Below are 18040 nucleotides of genomic sequence, written 5' to 3' on the forward strand. Positions count from 1 at the left end.
ACCGAAGGCATGTCGATCAACGACCTCCTCCGGCGGGAATGGGCCGTCTTCCGCCGCCCCGGCCGCCTGACCGCCCTGACCCTCGCGGCCCTCGCCGTCATCGGGCTGGGCCTGATGTCCGCGTTCGCCGGCCGTTCCTCCTGCGACGGCCCCTGCCCCGCCGCCCCCGTCGCCGCCGACGGCTCCCCCGTCAGCGACACGTTCTGGTTCCTGCACCGCGCCCTGGGCCGCGAGGGCAGCATCACGGTCCGGATGACGTCCATGACCGGGACGATCACCTACCCCCCGCCGAACCACGACCAGCTCGTGGCCGGGCTGGTGCCCTGGGCGAAGGCCGGGATCATCGTCAAGGACGGCCTGCGCCAGGGCTCCCGCTACGCGGCCCTCGCCACGACCGGCGCCCACGGCCTGCGCTTCCAGTACGACTACGCGCACGACGTGGCGGGAAGCCCGGACCGGCTCCCGCGCTGGCTGCGCCTGACCCGCTCGGGCGACACCGTCACCGGCGCCGAGTCCGCCGACGGCAGGCAGTGGCACACCGTGGGCACGGCGAAGCTGGCCGGGCTGCCGGACACCGTGCAGGTCGGCCTCTTCGCCACCTCCCCCGGCGACCTCACGCTCCGCGAGACCGGTCTCGGCGGCGCGATCGAGGAGTCCCGGTTCACCCAGGCCGTCGGCGTCTTCGATCACCTCACCGTCGAAGGCGGCCGCGACGACGCCTGGGCCAGTGATCCCGTCGGCGAGATGAACCACACCGACTGGGAGAAGTACCACAATCCCTCCGGAGCCGTACTGAAGGACGGGGTCGTCACGATCAGCGGCACCGGCGACATCGGCCCGATCGGCGAGGATTCGCCGCGCGTCGCCGAGAACCTGCTGGCCGGGCTGGTGATCGTGCTCGTCGTCGTGCTCGTCGTGGCGGCCCGCCACGGCTCCCGCACGGCCGGCGGGGCGGGCTCGCGGCGGGCGGTCGCCGCCCGCGCGGCCGTCGTCGGGGCGGCGGCCTTCGTGACCGGCCTGGTCGCCGCCGGGGTCGTCCTGCCGGTGGGCGTCGCGATCATGATCGGGAACGGCGTGCCGGCGCAGCCGCTGCCGGTGCTCACCGGCGCGCGGATGATCGTCGGTGTCGCCCTGGTGCTCGCGCTCAGCGCCGTCCTCGCGTACGGGCTGGGCGTGCGGCTGCGCCGGGGCCGGGCGGCGATCCTCGTCGCGCTCGCGCTGGTGGCCCTGCCGTACGGCGTGACGGCGTTCCCGCTGCTGCCCGACGCCGTCTCCGGCTGGCTGCTGCGGCTGACCCCGGCGGCGGGCTTCGCCGTGTTGCAGACGCGGATGGAGTATCCGCAGGTGACCGCCCATTACGCGCCCTCGGCGGGGTACTTCCCGCTGCCCGGATGGGCCGGGCTCGCCGTCCTGGCCGCGTACGCGGCGTTCGCGATGTGGACGGCCCTGCGCCGTACGGCGACCCGTGAGGCCGCGCCGGGACGGACCACCCGCCCCGGCTCTGGCATCATCGCCGGATGATCCCCATGACGACCGACCGGCTTCTCCTGCGTCAGCCGGACGACGACGACCTCGCCCCCTTCGCCGCCATGAACGCCGATCCCGAGGTCATGCGGTACATCGGCGACGGTTCCGTCCAGCCCCCGGACCCCGACCGCGCCGCGGCCTGGATCGCGCGCGCCCGGCAGGAATGGGACGAACGCGGCCACGGCCCGCTCTCCGTCGTCGTGCGCGAGACCGGGCGGACGGCCGGCTGGGTCACGCTGGCGGTTCCCACGTTCCTCCCCGAGATCCTGCCCGCCGTGGAGATCGGCTGGCGGCTCGGACGACAGCACTGGGGGCACGGCTACGCCACCGAGGCGGCCCGGCGGTTGCTGGAGTTCGGGTTCGCCGAGTGCGGCCTCGACCGGATCGTCAGCATCCGTCACGTGGACAACCAGCCGTCCCGCCGGGTGATGGACAAGCTCGGCCTGCGGTTCGCGTTCGAGACGGTGGTCCCCGCCCACGGACGGCCGGTCGCGGTGCACGAGATCACCAGGCCGGAGCCTCACCCGCGCCTGCCGTAGAGGCGGAGGACGAGGGGCGCGCACACCGCGGTGACGACGGCGGTCGCGACGTGGCTGAGCGGGTTGACCTCGACGAAGGCCCTCAGCCAGCCGGACGAAGATGTTGCCGGCGAACGAGAGCGGCATCAGCACGCGACCGGCCGTGAGCCGCTAGGGTTCGGACGGCCAGGCGACGTCGTCCACCGCGAGGAACGGCGAGAGCGCGACCGCGGCCGGTGTCACCCCCGCGAAGGTCATGACGTCCCTGTGCAGGTGCGACTGGTCGGCGTAGCCGCTCTCGGCCGCCACGTCGGCGGCGCGCTCACCGGCGGCCAGACGGTGGGCCGCCCGGTCGAAGCGGATCAGCCGGGCGACCCGCTTCGGGGTGAGGCCGACCTGGGCGCGGAACCGCGACCACAGGCGCTTGCGGCTCCAGCCGGCCTCGGCGGCGAGCCGTTCGACGGGTACCCGGCCCCCGCTGGCCGCCATCCGCCGCCACGCGAAGGCGACCTCCGGATCGACGGCGCGGCCCGCCTCGGCGCGCCCGGCCAGCGCCTCCTCCGCGATCGCGAACCGGTCCTCCCACGACCCGGCGGCCCGCAACCGCTCCTGGAGGCGTACGGCCTCCCGCCCCCAGAGGTCGTCGAGCGAGACCACCGTGCCGCCCAGCTCCGAGGACGCGCCCAGGACGGCGTGCGCGACCATCGGCGACAACCGGATCTGGAGGCACTCCATCCGGCTGGTCAGGCCGTGCCCCCGTACCTGCCCGGGCGCGAGGCCGGCGACGACGCGTTCGTGCTGCCGCGAGCCGCGATCGTCCTCGACGACGAACGGCTCGTCGCCGAGGTCGAGGAGCAGCGTGACCGCGGGGTGCGGGACGAGGGCGAGGTCGCGGAGCTCGTTGGCCCGGTCGCTGAACCCCGCCATCATGACCCCGGGCAGGCGGCCGGGCCGCGACGGGACGGTGATCTCCCATCGAGGCACATGGGCGTTTACCCGCTCGGCCGACCGCACCCCGACATGCTACGAGCCGCCGTCGCCAAACGGCGGCCTGGCCGGTCCCGGCACCGGCCACTAGACTCGGCGGCAGGCCGCCCCGGGGCCGACGGCCACCTGGGAACCACGGCCTCGACTGTGTGTAGGTCCTCTTCAGGCGTCACAGCCTGCTCGGATCGCGCGTCGTTCCGGGCGAAGCGTCACCCTCCGGGGGTTCCGTCCCCCGGAGGCCGCCTCACGTCACGCCGAGGATGCCCTGGATGGCGGTGACCACTCCGGCCAGCGCGGTGCCCGCCGCGCCCGCGTCCGCGGCGATCTCGAAGATCGTCTTCAGCCGGGCCTTCAGCCCGCCCTCGCTGCGCTTGTCCGGCGCCTTGTCCAGCTCGCGCTGCACGCCGCCGGCCGCGTCCTCGACCGCCACCGCCTGCTCCTCGGGGAGCTGGTCGCGCAGCACGTAGACGGCGTCGAGCAGCTCCTCCACCAGCGCCCGCAGCCCGGCCGCGTCCTCGCCGGAGGTGTTGTGCACGGTGGCGTCCCCGCTGCCGGTGCTGATCGCGCTGTTGTTGAAGGTGCCGCGGTTGAACGTGGTCACGTTGACCTCCGGGGAGTAGTGGAAGGGCCGGTCGGACCCGGCGGCGGCCATCAGGACGCGCAACTGTTCGACCCGGGCGGCGATGACCGGATTCCCGGACGAACCGGCCAGGAAGTCGAGGGTCTGCACGGTGTCGGCGTAGACCTCGCGGGTGCGGGCGAGCATCTGCGCCAGCATCTCGGCCGCGGCGAACCCGTGCCGCGAGGGCCGCAGCAGCAGGTCGAGCGCCCGCATCAGGTAGCGCTCGACCTCCGTCCGCCGCACGTCCAGCCGGCCGTCCTCGCACAGCGCCAGCACCTGTTCGACGGCCGCGTACTCGGCGTGCAGCCGCGACAGCAGCACGCGCATCCGCCGCAGCTCCTCGTCCGGCCTGTCCTGGTCGTGGGACGGGATCACCTTCCACATCGACACCCGCAGGCCCGCCTCGCGCACCCAGGCGTGATGGACGGCCTTGTAACGCCAGTGGTAGTCCTCCACCACGACGGACGGCGCGCCCGCGACCACCCACCACTCCTCCGGGTCCGCCACCGCCGACGTGCGTTCCAGCAGGTGCCGCGCGAACCTCGGCCCGAACGCCACCAGCGGCGCGTGCGCCCCGCGCTCGCCGCGCAGCCAGGTGGTGGCCGACATCGCCAGCCGTACGGCGTTCTCCTCGCCGTCCCAGACCTGGTCGGGGTCGAGCCATCGCCGCTGGAAGCCCACCTCCAGCCGGTTGACGACCCGGTCGGCGTAGAAGTTGCGCAGCACCGGCGTGACCGTCACCGACCGGCGGATCCCCTCCTTGTGCCGCTGCCGGGTGAGCCGGACCAGGTTGCCGACGTCGACGTAGTACGACTCCGAGATCCAGGGGGCGACCCCGCCGCGCAGCCGAGGCCGTACGGCGCCCAGGCCGCGTACGTGGTCGGAGCGGTGGTGTTCCGGCGAGCGGCTCGGGAAGGCCCGGTCGGGCCGCGGCCAGCGCGGCGGCTCGCGCCGCCGGGGATCGGCGGGCAGCAGCGGCCTCAGGTCCACGATCGGCAACTGCACGGTGACGTACACGTACCCACAGTGACGCGAAGCACGGGTGACCTCAAGCCCGTCCGACGTCGCCTCGGGCGCGAGGTCGGCGCCGGCCCGTGTCCTGGCCGCCCACGAGGCGCTCCCCCGCGCGCTCGGGCCGGCGGTCCGCGCCCTCGACCTCGAACACGGCAACACGTACGCGTCCACGATCCTGCGTCTCCGCCTCGGGGCCCAGGTCGAGCGTCCGGGCCGGTTTGGGGGTGTTTCGTTGCTATGGTCACGCGCATGTGATCGAGTTACCTCGCCTGGGACGATGCGGTTGACCTGTTCGAGCGGCGCGGACTGCCGAAGGAGACGTACCAGAACCTGTACGAGGAGGAGTACATCCTCGTGCCGGGTCCCGCCACGGTGACCGGCGAGCTGCCCCTCGACGAGCATGCGCGCACGCCGTGGCGGGAGGGCACCCCCGGGGCGACGACCGGCTACATCATCGACGGCGACCTGGTCGTCGACGGGAACGTCACCGACGTGGACGACGGCTGCGCCGCGCTGATCGTCCTGGGGAACCTGCGGGCGAGGAACGTCTACCTGGCCGGCGACGCCAAGCTGATCGTGCACGGCCACGTGACGGCCGAGACGTTCGTCGGCGACATGACCGAGAAGCTGGTGATGATCCACGGGGACCTGCGCACCACCGTCTCGATCTTCTGGGACGAGTTCTGCCCCGACCTGGTCGCCGGCACCCTCCACGGCAGGATCCTCGCGCCGGCCTACCTCGACCTGTCCGAAGCCCCCGTCGGCGCTCTGGCCGACCCGTCGCCGCTGGCCCCGCTCGGTGACCTCCTCGTGCCCGAACTGCTGATCACCGGCGCCGACCAGGTGTACGACACCGCCTGCCTGCGACCCGTCCAGGTCTGGGGCAACTGACCCCCGTCCCACGCGCGCCCGGGGCCGAGGACGCCCCTCGGCCCCGGCGCGATCACAGTCGCCGGTACAGCAGGCACATCGCGCCCGCCAGGACGACGAGGAACCCGCCGATGACACCGACGCCGAACGCGCCGACCAGCGCGCCCGCCACCGCGCCGGGCAGCACCGCCCCGGCCGCCGAGGACGTCGCCATCTGCAGCCCGATCACGCGCTCCGCCGCCGCCTCGCCCACCCGTTCGGACGTCGTCAGCGTGAGCAACGGGAACATCGGCGCCGCCGCGAGCCCGATCACGACCACACCGGCCGCGGCCGGCCAGGCAGGCCCCGGAACCGCGACGAGCACCGCGCCGAGCAGCATCCCCGACACGCCGAGCAGGAGGGAGCGCCGCGTTCCTCCTTGTTTCGTCCCGTGCCCGACGACGATGCGCCCGACGAACATCGCCCCCCAGAACCCGGCGACGGTCAGCCCCGCCGGGCCGTCCGGCATGCCGCGCCCGGCCGTGAGGTGGACATACGCCCAGATCCCCGTCCCCGCCTCGATGCCGGACTGCAACGCGAACGCCGCCAGGCTGGGCCACAACGTCCGTGGGCCGGATCTCGGCCGTTTCGCTCGGTGAGCCGGTGCGGGCGTCGAGGACGGGATCCAGCGCTTCGCGCTGCCCGCGAACGTGACCGCGAGCAGCGCCTGTAAGGCCGCGAGCCCGGCGTAGACCCACCGCCATGACCGGCCGTCGGCCAGCAGCCCGGTGGCCGCCACCGGCCCGGCCGCCGCGCCGACGCAGAAGCAGGCATGCATCCAGCTGATCCGGCGGGCGCCGAAGTGCCGTACGGCGTAGGCGTTGAGCGCGGCGTCGATCGCGCCGGAGGCCAGCCCCCCGAGGAACACCGCGAACAGCACGACCCAGAACGCCTGCGCGAGCGCGTACACCGCCAGCGCTCCCGCGGACAGCGCGGCGCTCAGGGCAAGCAGCCACCCGACCCCCGTCCGGGCCAGGAGAAACGCGGTCGAGGAACTGGAGACGACATATCCGGCGACGCCGAACGGCACGACGACGCCCAGCGCCTCGATCGGCTGACCGAGGTCGAGCCGGACCAGCGGCCACGTGATGCCGCCCACGTTGTCGGGCAGAGCGATGGAGACATAAGCCACATAGGCCAGGAAGAACAACGGCACGCGAAGGCCACCCTTCCGGGCTGCGCATCACGCGCGGAGCGGGCGCAGCACGCGTCAGACGAGATCAGGGATCCGAGTCAGCGCGTGCGCGGGCGACCGGGCAGGGCCGCACCGGCCGTTCCGGTGGTGGACAGGTCCTCCATGGCAGGTGACGTTAGCACCTGGATCCCCGCATTCCCGCACGAAGACCGACCAGCTCGCCGCCCCCATGCCAGGTTGCTGATATCTCAGTGTGCTCCTACTGTGATCCCAGTTGTTCGCGAAGGAGATTCATCCCGCTCCGTCGCGATCCCCGGAATCCCTGGACGGAGCGTGTCGTGACCACTGCACTCATCATCGGCGACATCCAGCGGGGCATCACGGGCGGTTTCCCGTTCGCCCGGCAGGTCGTGCCACCGCTCACCGAACTGCTCCCCCGCGCCCGCGCGGCCGGCGCGCTCGTGGTGTTCGTGCACTTCGCCTTCCGCGCCAACGGGGCCGACGTGCCGCCTCACAGCGCGTTGATGAAGTCGTTCTTCCAGGCCGGGGACGCCTTCCACGAGGGGTCGGCCGGGACCGAGCTCGACCTGCCGGTCACCGACGAGGACGTCGTCGTGTTGAAGCGCCGCGCCAGCGCGTTCGCCGGCACCGACCTCGACCTGGTGCTCCGCGCGCGCGGCGTCACCACGGTGGCCGTCGCCGGTGTCGCCACCAGCGCGATGGTGGCCGCGACGTGCTACGACGCGGCCGACCGCGGCTACCAGGTGACCGTGCTGCGGGACGGCTGCGGCGACGGCGATCCGGCGATGCACGACTTCTTCATGGACGCCGTCTTCCCGAGCCGGGGATTCGACGTGGTGTCGTGCGACGGCTGGCACCCGGGGGCCCAAGCTTGAGCGCGGAGGCGTCCCGGCCGCTCCATCCCGTGACCGCCGGGATGGCCCACCTCCCGGCACTGCTGCTGGTCGGCCAGGAGGACGCCGGCCTCGACCGCACCGGCCAGGCGTACCGGGCGATCAGGCGTCAGATCATCGACCTGACGCTGCCTCCGGGCAGCAGCTTCAGCGAGGCGTCGCTCGCGCGGCAATGGCGCATCAGCAAGACGCCGGTACGCGAGGCGCTGGCGCGTCTGCGGCGCGACGGGCTCGTGGACGCGCTGCCCCGCTCCGGCTACGTCGTGAGCCCGGTGACCCTCCAGGACACCGACGACCTGTGCGCGCTGCGTACGCTGCTGTCCGGCGAGGCCGCCGCCACCGCCGCGCGCCCGGGCGTCGGGGCGCCGGCGCTGGAGCGGCTCGAAGCGCTGGCCAGGGTGCCCTTCGCGCTCGCGGCGGGCGAGGCGGACCTGGAGGAATCGCTCCGGGCCGGGATCGAGTTCGAGGCCGTCATCGCCCACTCCGGCGGCAACGACCGTTACGCCAAGGCGATCGTCGGCGTGCTCGACGAGCTGGAGCGGGTCCTGCGGATGGCCGCGTTGATCGCTCCCGAGGTCGCGAGCCCGCCCGGGGAACTGGAGGGCATCCACGAGCACCTGCGCGCCCGGGACGCGGACGGCGCCCGCGAGGCCATGCGCAGGCGGTGCGAGCGCGTACGCCGCGACGTGCTCCAGGTCCTGTCGCAGAGCACGTCCGTCAGCAGGGCCAACATCGAACTACCGCCCCCACCGGCACAGGCCCGTCACTGACACCTCCCCCGCCCCTCGATGGCCGGACTGCCGGGGATACCGTCTCGATGAGCAGGGGCGGGCGCGCTGGTGCGAGCCGACAATCCGGCTCGTGCGCCCCTGGCCATGTTCGGCCGCACCGGACCCGCCCGTCAGCCCTGACCGAGTGTCCCGCCTGCGGCCCACCGGTGGCGTCCCTGCAGGATCGCAAACACTTCTTCGCGAATGACTCTTTGCGAAGAAGTCTTTGCGGTCTAGGCTTCGAGGCATGACCGAACCCCGCGAGAGCGTGGTCGTCCTCGACGCCAAGGGGCTGCGGGCCCTGGCCCACCCGGTACGGGTGCAACTCGTGGACCTGCTGCGCAAACACGGCCCGTCCACCGCCACCCGCCTGGCCGAACGCCTGGGGGTCAATTCGGGCACCGCCAGCTACCACCTGCGCAGGCTCGGCGCCGCCGGGTTCGTGGAGGAGGACGCCGAGCGCGGCAACGCCCGCGAACGCTGGTGGCGCTCGGTCCACCAGATCACCCGTCTCAGCGACGACGAACTGTCGGAGCGGGAACCCGAGGCGGTGCTGGCCTACATGCAGTCCATCGCCGCCCTGTACAGCCTGCGCACCCAGCGGACGCTGAACGAGCTGCATACCATGCCGGCGGAGTGGCGGCGCGTCCTCGACCTCAGCTCCGTCGCGCTGCGCCTCACCCCGGAGGAGGCGGTGCGGCTGCGCTCGGACCTGGATGAGGTCGTCGCCCGCTACCGTCCCGACCTGCCCGGCCAGGCGGCGCCCGAGGACGCCGCACGGGTCTCACTGATCACGCAGCTCCTGCCCGAGCTGCCCGAGGGGGCGTGATGGGGTCGCGCGGGTCATTACGCCCGATGGCCGGGCTGCTCGCGGCCATGACGGTGTCGCTGACCGGCACGCGGGTGTCCGCCATCGCGCTGCCCTGGTTCGTCCTGACTACGACGGGCAGCCCGGCGCAGACGGGGGTGGTGGCGTTCGCGGAGATGGCCCCGTACGTGCTGGTCAAGGCGCTGGCCGGGCCGCTGGTCGACCGGGTCGGGCCGCGCCGGATCTCGTGGGTCGGGGACGTGGTGAGCGCCACGGCGGCCGGGACGGTCGTCCTGCTGCACGCGCTGGACCTGCTGCCGCTGGGCGCGCTGGTCACCCTCGTCGCGGTGGTCGGCGCGGCCCGCGGCCCCGGGGACCTGGCCAAGGAGATCATGATTCCCGAGGCGGCCGAGCGCGGGCGGGTGCCGCTGGAGCGGGCCACCGGCTTGATGGGCGTGACCGAACGGCTGGCCCAGACGGCGGGGCCCGCGGCCGGGGGCGCGATGGTGGCGCTGCTCGGGCCACTGGCCGGCCTGGCCATCAGCGTCACCTGCTTCGCACTGGGTTCGATGATCGTGGCATGGGCGCTGCCGCGCGGCATGGGCCACAGCGCGCCGGCGCAGGAGGCGCCGGAGGCGGGACAGAAGGGGCAGGAGGCGGGGCAGGAGGGGTACTGGCGGCGGTTCGGCCAGGGCTTCACGTTCCTGCGCGGCGAACCGCTGCTGCTCTCCGTGGTCGTCATGGTCGGCATCACGAACCTGCTCGACGCGGCCTTCAGTCAGGTGCTGGTGTTCGTGTGGGCCAGGGAGTCCGGCCACGACGCCGCCGTGGTCGGTCTGAACAGCAGCGTGGCGGGGGCGACGGCCGTCGGCGGCAGCCTGGTCGCGGCCGCCGTGGCGCACCGGATGCGGCGCAGGCCGGTGTTCTTCGTGGCGTTCCTGCTCGCCGGGCCGACGCGGTTCCTCGTCCTGGCGGTGGACGCGCCGGTGTGGGCCATGGTGACGGTGTTCGCGGTGGGCGGGTTCGCCGCCGGGTTCCTGAACCCGATCCTCGGGGCGATCTCCTACGAGCGGGTGCCCCGGCACCTGCTGGGCCGGGTGAACGCGCTGAGGGACTCCCTCGCCTGGGCCGGCATCCCGCTCGGCGGTCTGGTGGGCGGGGCGGCGGTGGTGGCCGCGGGGCTGACGCCGGTGCTGCTCGCCGGCGGCGCGGCCTACGCGCTCACCACGAGCCTGACGGGACTGCGGCCCGAATGGCGGCAGCTTGACCGGCCGCGCCGCACGGGCCCGTCCGTCGTGCCGGCGCCACGGGAACGTGCCGGCACGACGGACGGGGGCCGCGCCGAACGTTCACCCTGACCCGGCGCCCGCGGTCAGACCCCTGCGGCGATCTTGAGGAGCACCACGCCGCCGATGATCGCGGCGAACGACGCGAGCTTGGCCGGGGTGATCTTCTCCTTGTAGATGAGCGCGCCGAGGACGACCGTGCCGATCGACCCGATGCCGGTCCAGATGGTGTAGCCGACGCCGACGTCCAGGGTCTTCAGGGCCAGGCTCAGGGTGAAGATGCCGCCGGCGGCCGACAGCAGGGTGAAGACGGAGGGCCACAACCGGGTGAAGCCCTGGGTGGCGTTGGTGCCGAGCGCGAAGCCGATCTCGAAGACGATCGCGATGGAGAGGTAGATCCAGGCCATGATGACGTTCCTTGGGAAGTGGTGGGCGAGTGGTCAGGCGGCGGCGGACTGCGACGTGGACAGGCGGTCGGCGAGCTTGAGCCCCAGGACGCCACCGATGATCAGGACGAAGGCCAGCCCCTTCCAGACGGTGAGCTCCTCCCCGAAGATCACCGAACCGAGCAGCACGGTGCCGACCGAGCCGATGCCGGTCCAGACGGTGTAGCCGACGCCGACGTCCAGGGTCTTCAGGGCCAGGCTCAGGAAGAAGATCCCGCCGGCCGCGGCGGCGGCGGTCAGCAGGGACGGCCACAACTGCGTGAAGCCTTCGGTGGCGTTGGTGGCCAGGGCGAAGACGACCTCGAAGACGGCGGCGATGAGCAGATGGATCCAGGCCATCTCGGGCCCTCCTTAGTTGTATGTATATGCAAGCTTCTTGGCGACAGAGAGAAGCTTGCATGTGCATGTATGCTTTTGTCAATCCCGCGTCCCAGGGACCGGGTCCTCGAAGAAGGAGGAGGCTTCCATGGCTCCGACGGCTCCCACCCCGCCCCCGGCCCCGGCGCCCTCGGCGCTGTCCAGCTCCTGGAACGACGTCCTGCTGCTGCACGCCCGCGTGGAGAACGCGCTCGCCGCCGCCCTCCAGCGGCGGCACGGCATCGGCCTGTCGGAGTACCGGGCGCTCGGGCATCTCGCCACCTCGGCGGCCGGCGAACTGCGCATGCAGGAACTGGCCGACAAGATCGGGCTCAACCAGAGCTCGGTGACCCGGCTGGTGACGCGGCTGATCACGGCGGAGTTCACGTACCGGGACCTGTGCCCGGACGACAAGCGCGGGGTCTACACCGTCATCACCGAGTCGGGCCGGACCCGCTACGCCGAGGCGAACGCCACGTACGAGGCGACGCTCAGGAACGTCCTGGAGGAGGCCGGACAGGCAGACCCACGCCTCGTCCCGGCACTGTCGGCCCTGGGCCTGCTCGACGGCTGACCTGTCTGTTGTGAGATTCGAGGAGTCGAACGTGCGCACTGTACGGATCACCCGCTTCGGCGGCCCGGACGTCCTGACGATCGCCGAGGCACCGGCGCCCCGGCCGGAGGAGGGCGAGGTCCTGGTACGCGTGGTCGCCTCCGCACTCAACCCGGTCGACGACAGGACCCGTGAAGGGGCCATCGGCGAGGGCGCCCCTCCGCTGCCGATGACGTTGGGATGGGAGCTGGCGGGCATCGTCGTGGACAGCCGGGACGAGTCGTTGCCCGTGGGTGAGCGGGTCTTCGGCATGTCCCATCAGCTCGGCACCACGCGAGGGACCTGGGCCGATCTCGTGGCCATGCCGGTCGGCTCGCTGGCCGTCGCGCCCTCGGCGGTGAGCCTGGTGGAGGCGGCGACGCTGCCGTTGCCGGGGCTCACCGCCCTGCAGACGCTCGACTGGCTGGACCTGCGGGCGGGCGAACGGCTGCCGGTGGCGGGCGCGTCCGGTTGACCGGCAAGATCGCCCTCGTGCTCTGAGGCCACGGCGCTCAGATCATGCGTCGCAGCGCGGTCTCCACGGCGTCGATCAGCGCATCGCCCTCGGTGCGCGGATGCCGGGTGAGGCCGAGCTCGACGTCCGGCAGGGCGGGCAGCGCGTCCGGGTCGTGGCAGGCCATGTCCGGTTCGAGGTTGCCGGGCATGAGCGCCGTGACGCCGAGCCCGGCCCGCAACCCGGCGAGCACGCCGGCCAGGCTGTTGCTCTCGAAGGCCGTCCGCCAGCGCCGGCCGGTGCCGTCCAGCGTCTCCACCACCGACCTGCGCCACGCGCACGTGCCGGTGAACAGCACCACCGGCAGCGGATCGGCGGCCGGGTCGACGCCCTGGCCGATCGCCCAGACCAGCGGGCGGCGCACGGTCCAGCGTGGCGGCCCGGGCAGGTCCGGCAGCTCGTCGAGCACGAGCTGGACGCGGCCCGCGTCGTAGGCCTCCCGGATCGCGGGGCCGGAGAGGCTGAGCACCTCCAGCGTCGCGCCGGGGTGCAGCCTGGCGAGGTCGGCGAGGGCCTGCGGAAGCTGCGCAGCGGCCAGGTCCTCGAGCAGCCCGACGCCGCAGCGGCCGGTGAGCGCCCGCCCGGTCGCGGTGAGCGCCTGCGCGGAGAGCGAGAGGATGCGCTCGGCGTACGGCAGCAGCTCCTCACCCGCCCGCGTCAGCGAGACGCCGGACGGCGACCGGTGGAGCAGCGGGCGGCCGACGGCGCTCTCCAGCTTGCGCAACTGCTGGCTGAGCGCGGGCTGGGTGTGCCCGAGCGCGGTCGCGGCGCGGCTGATGCTGCCCGCCCGCACGGCGGTGACGAACGACCGCAGCAACCCGGTCTCAAGATCCCTGGCCATAAGCATCCATTATGGGGGCTCCAACGAAACAACGCCTTCCTATGGCCTGGAGGATGGCCTAGCGTCGCCCGGGTGACCGGATACCGACAGGTTCTCGCCGTTCCCGGAATGGCGGCGCTGCTGGGCGTCTCGCTGCTCGCCCGTGCCGCGATCACCGCCGACGTGACGGCGCTGACCATGTACGTCGTGCTGCGCCTGGACATGGGCTACGTGGCGGCGGGCGGCGTCGCGGCGGCCCTGACCGCCGGGGTGGCGCTGGGCGGGCCGCTGCTCGGCCGCATGATGGACCGGCGGGGCCTGCGCGCCGTGCTGCTGACGACCGTCGCCGCGCAGGCCGTGTTCTGGGCGAGCGTGCCGGTCCTGCCGTACGGGCTGCTGCTGGGCGCCGCCGTCGTGGCGGGGCTGCTGATGGTGCCGGTCCCGACGGTGATCCGGCAGGCGATCGCCGCGACGACGACGCCGGGACAGCGGCGGGCCGCGTTCGCGCTGGAGTCGGTGCAGGGCGAGCTGTCGTACATGGTGGGGCCTGCGGTGGTCATCCTGTGCGCGGCGCAGCTGTCTCCCGAGGTGGTGGCGTGGGGGCTCGGCGCGGTGATCGCGATCGGCGGGCTCGGGATCGCCCTGCTCGACCCGCCGCTGCGGGCCGAGGGCGAGCCGGACGCCGGTGCGCCCGCGCGCCAGGCGCGCCGGGAGTGGCTGGACGGCCGGATGATCGCCGTGCTGACGATGGGGTTCGGTGTCACGACGCTGCTCGGCGGCATCGACCTGGCCATCGTCGCCACGCTCAGGGAAGCGGGTCAGGTGTCCTGGGCCGCCGTGGTCGTGGCCGTGTTCGGCGTGATCTCCGTCGCCGGCGGGCTGATCTACGGCGCGCTGCCCCGGTCGCTGCCCGCGGGGCTGCTGCTCGGCCTGCTCGGGCTGGTGACGATCCCCGCCGGGCTGGCCCACGACTGGCGCTGGTTGTGCCTGGCCGTCGCCGCCGCCGGGCTGCTCACCGCGCCCGCCCTGTCCACGGTGGCCGACGCGGTGAGCAGGCTGGCGCCGGCCGGCGTCCGGGGGGAGGCGACGGGTCTGCAGTCGTCGGCGGCCGGCGCGGGTTTCGCGCTCGGAGCGCCGCTCGCCGGGCTGGCGATCGACGCCTCCATGCCGGGTGGCGGCTTCGCGGCCGCCGGGCTGGCCGGCCTCGTCGCCGCCCTGGCCGGCGGCCTGCTGTCCCGCTCCCGTCCCGCCCCCGGAAAGGCCTTCGCCGATCGCGGCACCCCGGTCGCGGTACGGGAACCGACGAAGGTCTCCGGAGGGCGTGACGCGATGTGACGTCCTCCGGAGACCGACGTCCTGAACCTAGGGACCGATCAGGATGAAGGAGAAGTCCTGTTTCGTCCTGCGGTTCGGCGGGATGTCGATCTTGACCTGGCGAGCGATCTCGTTCCGGCTGACGCCCAGCCCGAGGCCGATGAGCCGTTCGGGACGCACAGGCACGGGATCGTCGAAGGTGACCGTGATCCGAAGGGGCCACGGATCCTCGGGGACGGCGGGCGCGTGGAGTTCCCAGCACCCGTCCCAGTCGAGCGCGTACCGGTTGCGGCGGGCGGTCAACGGGTCGAGGAGGACCTCCGCGGCCAGGGACGGCGAGTTGGCCGAGTAACCGGCCAGCAGGCCGGCGTCCAGCGACCGGACCGGAACCCGGTCGTGGACGGTGAGCTTGCCGGTCCGGTCACAGGACACGCAGTTGACCAGGAGCCAGACGTCGAGAAGCTTGCCATTGGCGTTGACGCGGAACCTGCCGTCACCGACGGCGGCGCGGCCGGACGGGCAGGCCACGCACCGCAGCACGAGCAGGGGCAGGCGGGTGCGGCGCACCACCCAGGGCAGCACGATATGAGGATGTGAAGACATGATCTCTCTGAAGACCTGACGAAGAGCACGGAAAACAGAGCCGACGGCGTCCGTCGGCGACCGATGCGCGGGAAGGTGTCAGGTCTAGAGAGCAGGCGGCGTCATGCGCGCGAAGTCCTCACAAGGGGATGGGGTGACGGTGGGGGCGGATGCTCAGCTCAGGCGGGCGCGCAGCAGGCAGAACTCGTTGTCTTCGGGATCGGCCAGGACGTGCCACGGCTCCTCGCCGGTCTGGCCGTCGTCTGCCGGGCGCGCTCCGAGCTTCAGCAGGCGTTCGAGTTCGGCGTCCTGGCATCCTCGGTGTCGAGCACGACGAAGTCCAGCACCTCGCACCAGAAGGCCGCGAGCCGGTGTGGATCCCGGCAAGGGACGATCAGTTCGGAAATGCGACTAGCCATGATCGGCACCCTACCGGTGGCCGGACGCACCCGGCCAACGCTTGACGGCCCGGCCGGCGTCCACCATCGGCCTCCCGGCGATCACTTTTGCAGTGACTTGATCACCGGAGTCCTCCCTCTGGGTACGTGAGCTGATACACCCTGTAAGAGAGGGGGCGGGCGATGACCGTGAGGATGGCATGGGTCTGCGCACTGCTGGCAGTGATCGCCGCAGTGGTTCCACCGGTGCTGAGCACGAAGCCGCGGGAGGAGCCGTCCACCGCCCGCCCTGATCTGTCCGACGTGCCGTTCGGGGTGTTCCTCGCCTCCGACTGGCGCGGGCCGCACCTGCTGGGCGCGTTCGAGACGTGGCTGGGCGCGGAGGTCCGGGTGGGGCGGACGTACGTGCCGGGCGAGGCGTGGAACGCTCTGGGCGGGCCCGACTTCGTCCTGCAGCCCTGGATGCGGTGGCGGGCGGCCAAGCCGTCGCGCATGCTCGTGCTCAACGTGCCGATGGTCATGCCGAACGAGGGCGACCTCCCGGACGACGCGGTGTCGGTGCTGCTGAACGCCGGCGCGGACGGCGCGTTCGACCCGTACTTCGACCGGCTGGCCCGGACGCTGGTCGCCGGGCACGCGCCGGACACGGTGATCGTCCCGGGCTGGGAGATGAACGGACTCACCTACTCCAGCCGCTGCTCGGCCGATCCGCAGGCGTGGATGGCGTACTGGAGGCGGATCGTCGCCGTGATGCGGGCCGTGCCGGGGCAGCGTTTCCGCTTCGACTTCAGCCCCAACCGAGGCCCGGACGCCATCGGCTGGACCGCCTGCTACCCCGGCGACGACGTGGTGGACATCATCGGCATGGACAGCTACGACCAGGGGCCGGGCCACCGGTTCGCCGACTACGTCGACCAGCCGTACGGGCTGGAGGCGCAGGCCGAGTTCGCCTCTTCGCACGGCAAGAAGATCTCCTTCCCCGAATGGGGGCTGTTCCGGTACGGCGACCGGCCGGAGTTCGTGCGCGACATGCTCGACTGGATAGCGCGGCACGACGTGGCCTACCACTCGATCGTGGACTACTGCCCGCACGGCGTCTGGCGCTGCCCGGCCAACCCGAGGTCGGCGCGGGTCTTCCGGCAGATCCTGCGCGACCCGGGCTTCCGGCCGGGGCCGTCCCCGCCTCCGGCGACCTCGCCACTGCCGGCGTCCGTCACCCCGGCGGGCCCGCCGGACGCGTCCGCCACTCCGGCGTCATCGCCCGTCACGTCCGCCGCCCCGGCCGCCCAGGCCGCCGCGCCGAGCGGGAGCGCGCCGCCGACGCCTCAGCCGAGCCCGGCCGTCACCTCGGCCACGGTCGATTCCGCCACGGTCGATTCCGCCGCCGTCACTTCCGCGGCCGTCATCTCCACCCCGGTGGCGACGGGCTGATCCGGCCGGGCCAGGCGCAGCGTGTGCGCGGCCAGCCGGTCGAGGGTGACGCCGAGGTCGAACTCGGCCGCGCGCGACGGCGCCGCCCGCTCCTCCTCGTGCCGGACGGCCGGATCGGCCAGCCGGGCCACGATCGCCGCGGCCAGCGCCGCCGGATCCCGCGCCTCGACGAGCGCTCCGGTCGCCGGGGTGACCACCTCCGTGAGACCGGGGACGGCGGCGGCCACCACCGACCGTCCGGTGGCCATGGCCTCCAGCACGGTGAGCGGCAGCCCCTCCCAACGGGACGGCAGCGCGACCACGTCGGCGGCGGCGTACCAGGGCCGCGGATCGTTGCTCGCCCCCGGCATGAGGACTCCGGGCGGCGCGTCGCGGCGGAGGCGGCCGAAGTCGTCCCCGTCCCCGACGAGCGCGAGGCGGGCGTCCGGAAGGCGGGCGGCGACCCGCGGCCAGGACTCCACCAGCAGGTCCTGGCCCTTCTGCCGGGTGATCCGGCCGACGCAGACGACCAGCGGCGCTCGCGGGGAGAGGCCCAGGTCACGGCGGGCGGCGAGGCGCTCGTCCGGCGTCGCGGGCGGGAAGCGGGTCAGGTCGACGCCGTTGCGCACGACGGTCAGCGGGCCGCCCACGCCCGCTTCCTGGGCCTGCCGGTACTCCCCCCGGCCGACGCAGAGCCCCAGATGCGTCCACCGGGTGGCGGCGCGTTCCCAGGCGGTGGACGCGGCGGCGAGCGTCCCCCGGCAGGCCAGCCAGGACCAGCCGTGCGGCTGGAACAACGTCGGCACGCGGCCACGCAACACCGCCCGGCCGACCAGCCCGGCCTTGGAGGAGTGCAGATGCACCACGTCGGGACGGAACCGGCGCACGATGCGGCCCAGGACGACGGCGGCGGCCAGATCGGCCGGGTGCGGCGCCCGTGCGGCGGGCCAGGCCAGGTGCGGCAGCCCGAGGACCGCCAGCCGCTCGCCGAGCCGTCCTCGGGGCGGCGCGGCGACGGCGACGGTCCAGCCGCGCCGGCTCTGGTCGGCGCAGGCGCTCTCGACGTAGGCGGCGACGCCGCCCTCGGTGGGCTGCGTGACGTGAAGCACGCGCGGTG

General features: G+C 73.3%; 19 protein-coding genes and 1 pseudogene. 11 read left to right on the plus strand and 9 right to left on the minus strand.

What is annotated here, in order from left to right; all coding sequences use genetic code 11:
- Window positions 1–9 precede the first annotated feature (9 nt).
- Together ACIHAD_RS37445 and ACIHAD_RS37450 are read left to right on the plus strand one after the other, a co-directional pair.
- Complete coding sequence (locus tag ACIHAD_RS37445) at window positions 10–1521, plus strand: hypothetical protein (RefSeq protein WP_397359468.1); 1512 nt, start codon at window positions 10–12, stop codon at window positions 1519–1521.
- Window positions 1518–2066, plus strand: a complete 549-nt coding sequence (locus ACIHAD_RS37450; protein WP_397359469.1) for a GNAT family N-acetyltransferase — start codon at window positions 1518–1520, stop codon at window positions 2064–2066. The genes ACIHAD_RS37445 and ACIHAD_RS37450 overlap by 4 nt, the downstream gene beginning before the upstream one ends.
- A 150-nt stretch (window positions 2067–2216) precedes the next feature.
- Here ACIHAD_RS37450 and ACIHAD_RS37455 read toward each other — a convergent pair whose 3' ends face one another.
- Both ACIHAD_RS37455 and ACIHAD_RS37460 read right to left on the minus strand, forming a co-directional pair.
- Window positions 2217–3029 carry a helix-turn-helix domain-containing protein gene (locus tag ACIHAD_RS37455; protein ID WP_397359470.1) on the minus strand — a complete coding sequence of 271 codons (813 nt, stop codon included), beginning with the start codon at window positions 3027–3029 and terminating at the stop codon, window positions 2217–2219.
- 247 nt (window positions 3030–3276) lie between these two features.
- Window positions 3277–4671: a hypothetical protein gene (locus ACIHAD_RS37460; protein ID WP_397359471.1), complete on the minus strand. Its 1395-nt coding sequence runs from the start codon at window positions 4669–4671 to the stop codon at window positions 3277–3279.
- A gap of 351 nt (window positions 4672–5022) precedes the next feature.
- On the opposite strand from ACIHAD_RS37460, the gene ACIHAD_RS37465 reads away from it, so the two are divergent.
- Window positions 5023–5559, plus strand: coding sequence for a hypothetical protein (locus ACIHAD_RS37465; RefSeq protein WP_397359472.1), 537 nt, complete (start codon window positions 5023–5025; stop codon window positions 5557–5559).
- Window positions 5560–5611: 52 nt separating this feature from the next.
- Here ACIHAD_RS37465 and ACIHAD_RS37470 read toward each other — a convergent pair whose 3' ends face one another.
- Window positions 5612–6733: an MFS transporter gene (locus ACIHAD_RS37470; protein WP_397359473.1), complete on the minus strand. Its 1122-nt coding sequence runs from the start codon at window positions 6731–6733 to the stop codon at window positions 5612–5614.
- A 317-nt stretch (window positions 6734–7050) separates the two neighbouring features.
- On the opposite strand from ACIHAD_RS37470, the gene ACIHAD_RS37475 reads away from it, so the two are divergent.
- The 4 genes from ACIHAD_RS37475 to ACIHAD_RS37490 all read left to right on the plus strand — a co-directional run bounded on the left by ACIHAD_RS37475 (window position 7051) and on the right by ACIHAD_RS37490 (window position 10562).
- Entirely contained in the window at window positions 7051–7608 is a 558-nt protein-coding gene (locus ACIHAD_RS37475; protein WP_397359474.1) for a cysteine hydrolase family protein, read from the plus strand.
- A complete protein-coding gene (locus tag ACIHAD_RS37480) occupies window positions 7605–8396 on the plus strand; it encodes a GntR family transcriptional regulator (protein WP_397359475.1) in 792 nt (263 codons plus the stop codon). Before ACIHAD_RS37475 ends, ACIHAD_RS37480 begins: the two co-directional genes overlap by 4 nt.
- Before the next feature lie 247 nt (window positions 8397–8643).
- On the plus strand, window positions 8644–9225 hold the full coding sequence (locus ACIHAD_RS37485) for an ArsR/SmtB family transcription factor (RefSeq protein ID WP_397359476.1): 582 nt from the start codon (window positions 8644–8646) through the stop codon (window positions 9223–9225).
- 26 nt (window positions 9226–9251) lie between these two features.
- Window positions 9252–10562: an MFS transporter gene (locus ACIHAD_RS37490; RefSeq protein ID WP_397359477.1), complete on the plus strand. Its 1311-nt coding sequence runs from the start codon at window positions 9252–9254 to the stop codon at window positions 10560–10562.
- Window positions 10563–10576: 14 nt separating this feature from the next.
- Here the strand turns inward: ACIHAD_RS37490 and ACIHAD_RS37495 are convergent, their stop codons facing one another.
- Together ACIHAD_RS37495 and ACIHAD_RS37500 are read right to left on the minus strand one after the other, a co-directional pair.
- Window positions 10577–10897: a multidrug efflux SMR transporter gene (locus ACIHAD_RS37495; RefSeq protein ID WP_357979246.1), complete on the minus strand. Its 321-nt coding sequence runs from the start codon at window positions 10895–10897 to the stop codon at window positions 10577–10579.
- 33 nt (window positions 10898–10930) lie between these two features.
- A complete protein-coding gene (locus tag ACIHAD_RS37500) occupies window positions 10931–11275 on the minus strand; it encodes a DMT family transporter (protein WP_397359479.1) in 345 nt (114 codons plus the stop codon).
- Window positions 11276–11402: 127 nt separating this feature from the next.
- On the opposite strand from ACIHAD_RS37500, the gene ACIHAD_RS37505 reads away from it, so the two are divergent.
- Window positions 11403–11867: a MarR family winged helix-turn-helix transcriptional regulator gene (locus ACIHAD_RS37505; protein ID WP_397359480.1), complete on the plus strand. Its 465-nt coding sequence runs from the start codon at window positions 11403–11405 to the stop codon at window positions 11865–11867.
- A 31-nt stretch (window positions 11868–11898) separates the two neighbouring features.
- A complete protein-coding gene (locus ACIHAD_RS37510) occupies window positions 11899–12360 on the plus strand; it encodes an alcohol dehydrogenase catalytic domain-containing protein (protein WP_397359481.1) in 462 nt (153 codons plus the stop codon).
- 37 nt (window positions 12361–12397) lie between these two features.
- Here ACIHAD_RS37510 and ACIHAD_RS37515 read toward each other — a convergent pair whose 3' ends face one another.
- Window positions 12398–13240 (minus strand): LysR family transcriptional regulator, encoded by an 843-nt coding sequence (locus ACIHAD_RS37515; protein WP_397359482.1) that lies wholly within the window; start codon window positions 13238–13240, stop codon window positions 12398–12400.
- 72 nt (window positions 13241–13312) lie between these two features.
- Between ACIHAD_RS37515 and ACIHAD_RS37520 the strand changes: the two genes are divergently transcribed.
- Window positions 13313–14554 carry an MFS transporter gene (locus ACIHAD_RS37520; protein WP_397359484.1) on the plus strand — a complete coding sequence of 414 codons (1242 nt, stop codon included), beginning with the start codon at window positions 13313–13315 and terminating at the stop codon, window positions 14552–14554.
- A 27-nt stretch (window positions 14555–14581) separates the two neighbouring features.
- Here ACIHAD_RS37520 and ACIHAD_RS37525 read toward each other — a convergent pair whose 3' ends face one another.
- Window positions 14582–15115, minus strand: a complete 534-nt coding sequence (locus ACIHAD_RS37525; protein ID WP_397359485.1) for a DUF1062 domain-containing protein — start codon at window positions 15113–15115, stop codon at window positions 14582–14584.
- Between the two features lie 174 nt (window positions 15116–15289).
- Window positions 15290–15534 (minus strand): annotated as a pseudogene (locus tag ACIHAD_RS37530) (VOC family protein).
- 162 nt (window positions 15535–15696) lie between these two features.
- On the opposite strand from ACIHAD_RS37530, the gene ACIHAD_RS37535 reads away from it, so the two are divergent.
- The gene (locus ACIHAD_RS37535; protein ID WP_397359486.1) at window positions 15697–16944 is read left to right on the plus strand and encodes a glycosyl hydrolase; all 1248 of its coding nucleotides are present in this window, start codon (window positions 15697–15699) and stop codon (window positions 16942–16944) included.
- Here ACIHAD_RS37535 and ACIHAD_RS37540 read toward each other — a convergent pair.
- Entirely contained in the window at window positions 16839–18032 is a 1194-nt protein-coding gene (locus tag ACIHAD_RS37540; RefSeq protein ID WP_397359487.1) for a glycosyltransferase, read from the minus strand. The two genes, ACIHAD_RS37535 and ACIHAD_RS37540, sit on opposite strands and share 106 nt — an antisense overlap.
- Between the last annotated feature and the right edge of the window lie 8 nt (window positions 18033–18040).

It is taken from the genome of Nonomuraea sp. NPDC052265, from assembly GCF_044547985.1.
Classification (GTDB): Bacteria; Actinomycetota; Actinomycetes; order Streptosporangiales; family Streptosporangiaceae; genus Nonomuraea.

What these genes read in the sequence shown, in the direction of transcription:
- ACIHAD_RS37450 (WP_397359469.1), top strand. Translation starts at nt 1,518, where the DNA reads ATGATCCCCATGACGACCGACCGGCTTCTCCTGCGTCAGCCGGACGAC.
- ACIHAD_RS37490 (WP_397359477.1), top strand. Translation starts at nt 9,252, where the DNA reads ATGGCCGGGCTGCTCGCGGCCATGACGGTGTCGCTGACCGGCACGCGG.
- ACIHAD_RS37500 (WP_397359479.1), bottom strand. Translation starts at nt 11,275, where the DNA reads ATGGCCTGGATCCATCTGCTCATCGCCGCCGTCTTCGAGGTCGTCTTC.
- ACIHAD_RS37495 (WP_357979246.1), bottom strand. Translation starts at nt 10,897, where the DNA reads ATGGCCTGGATCTACCTCTCCATCGCGATCGTCTTCGAGATCGGCTTC.
- ACIHAD_RS37445 (WP_397359468.1), top strand. Translation starts at nt 10, where the DNA reads ATGTCGATCAACGACCTCCTCCGGCGGGAATGGGCCGTCTTCCGCCGC.
- ACIHAD_RS37485 (WP_397359476.1), top strand. Translation starts at nt 8,644, where the DNA reads ATGACCGAACCCCGCGAGAGCGTGGTCGTCCTCGACGCCAAGGGGCTG.
- ACIHAD_RS37505 (WP_397359480.1), top strand. Translation starts at nt 11,403, where the DNA reads ATGGCTCCGACGGCTCCCACCCCGCCCCCGGCCCCGGCGCCCTCGGCG.
- ACIHAD_RS37535 (WP_397359486.1), top strand. Translation starts at nt 15,697, where the DNA reads ATGACCGTGAGGATGGCATGGGTCTGCGCACTGCTGGCAGTGATCGCC.
- ACIHAD_RS37515 (WP_397359482.1), bottom strand. Translation starts at nt 13,240, where the DNA reads ATGGCCAGGGATCTTGAGACCGGGTTGCTGCGGTCGTTCGTCACCGCC.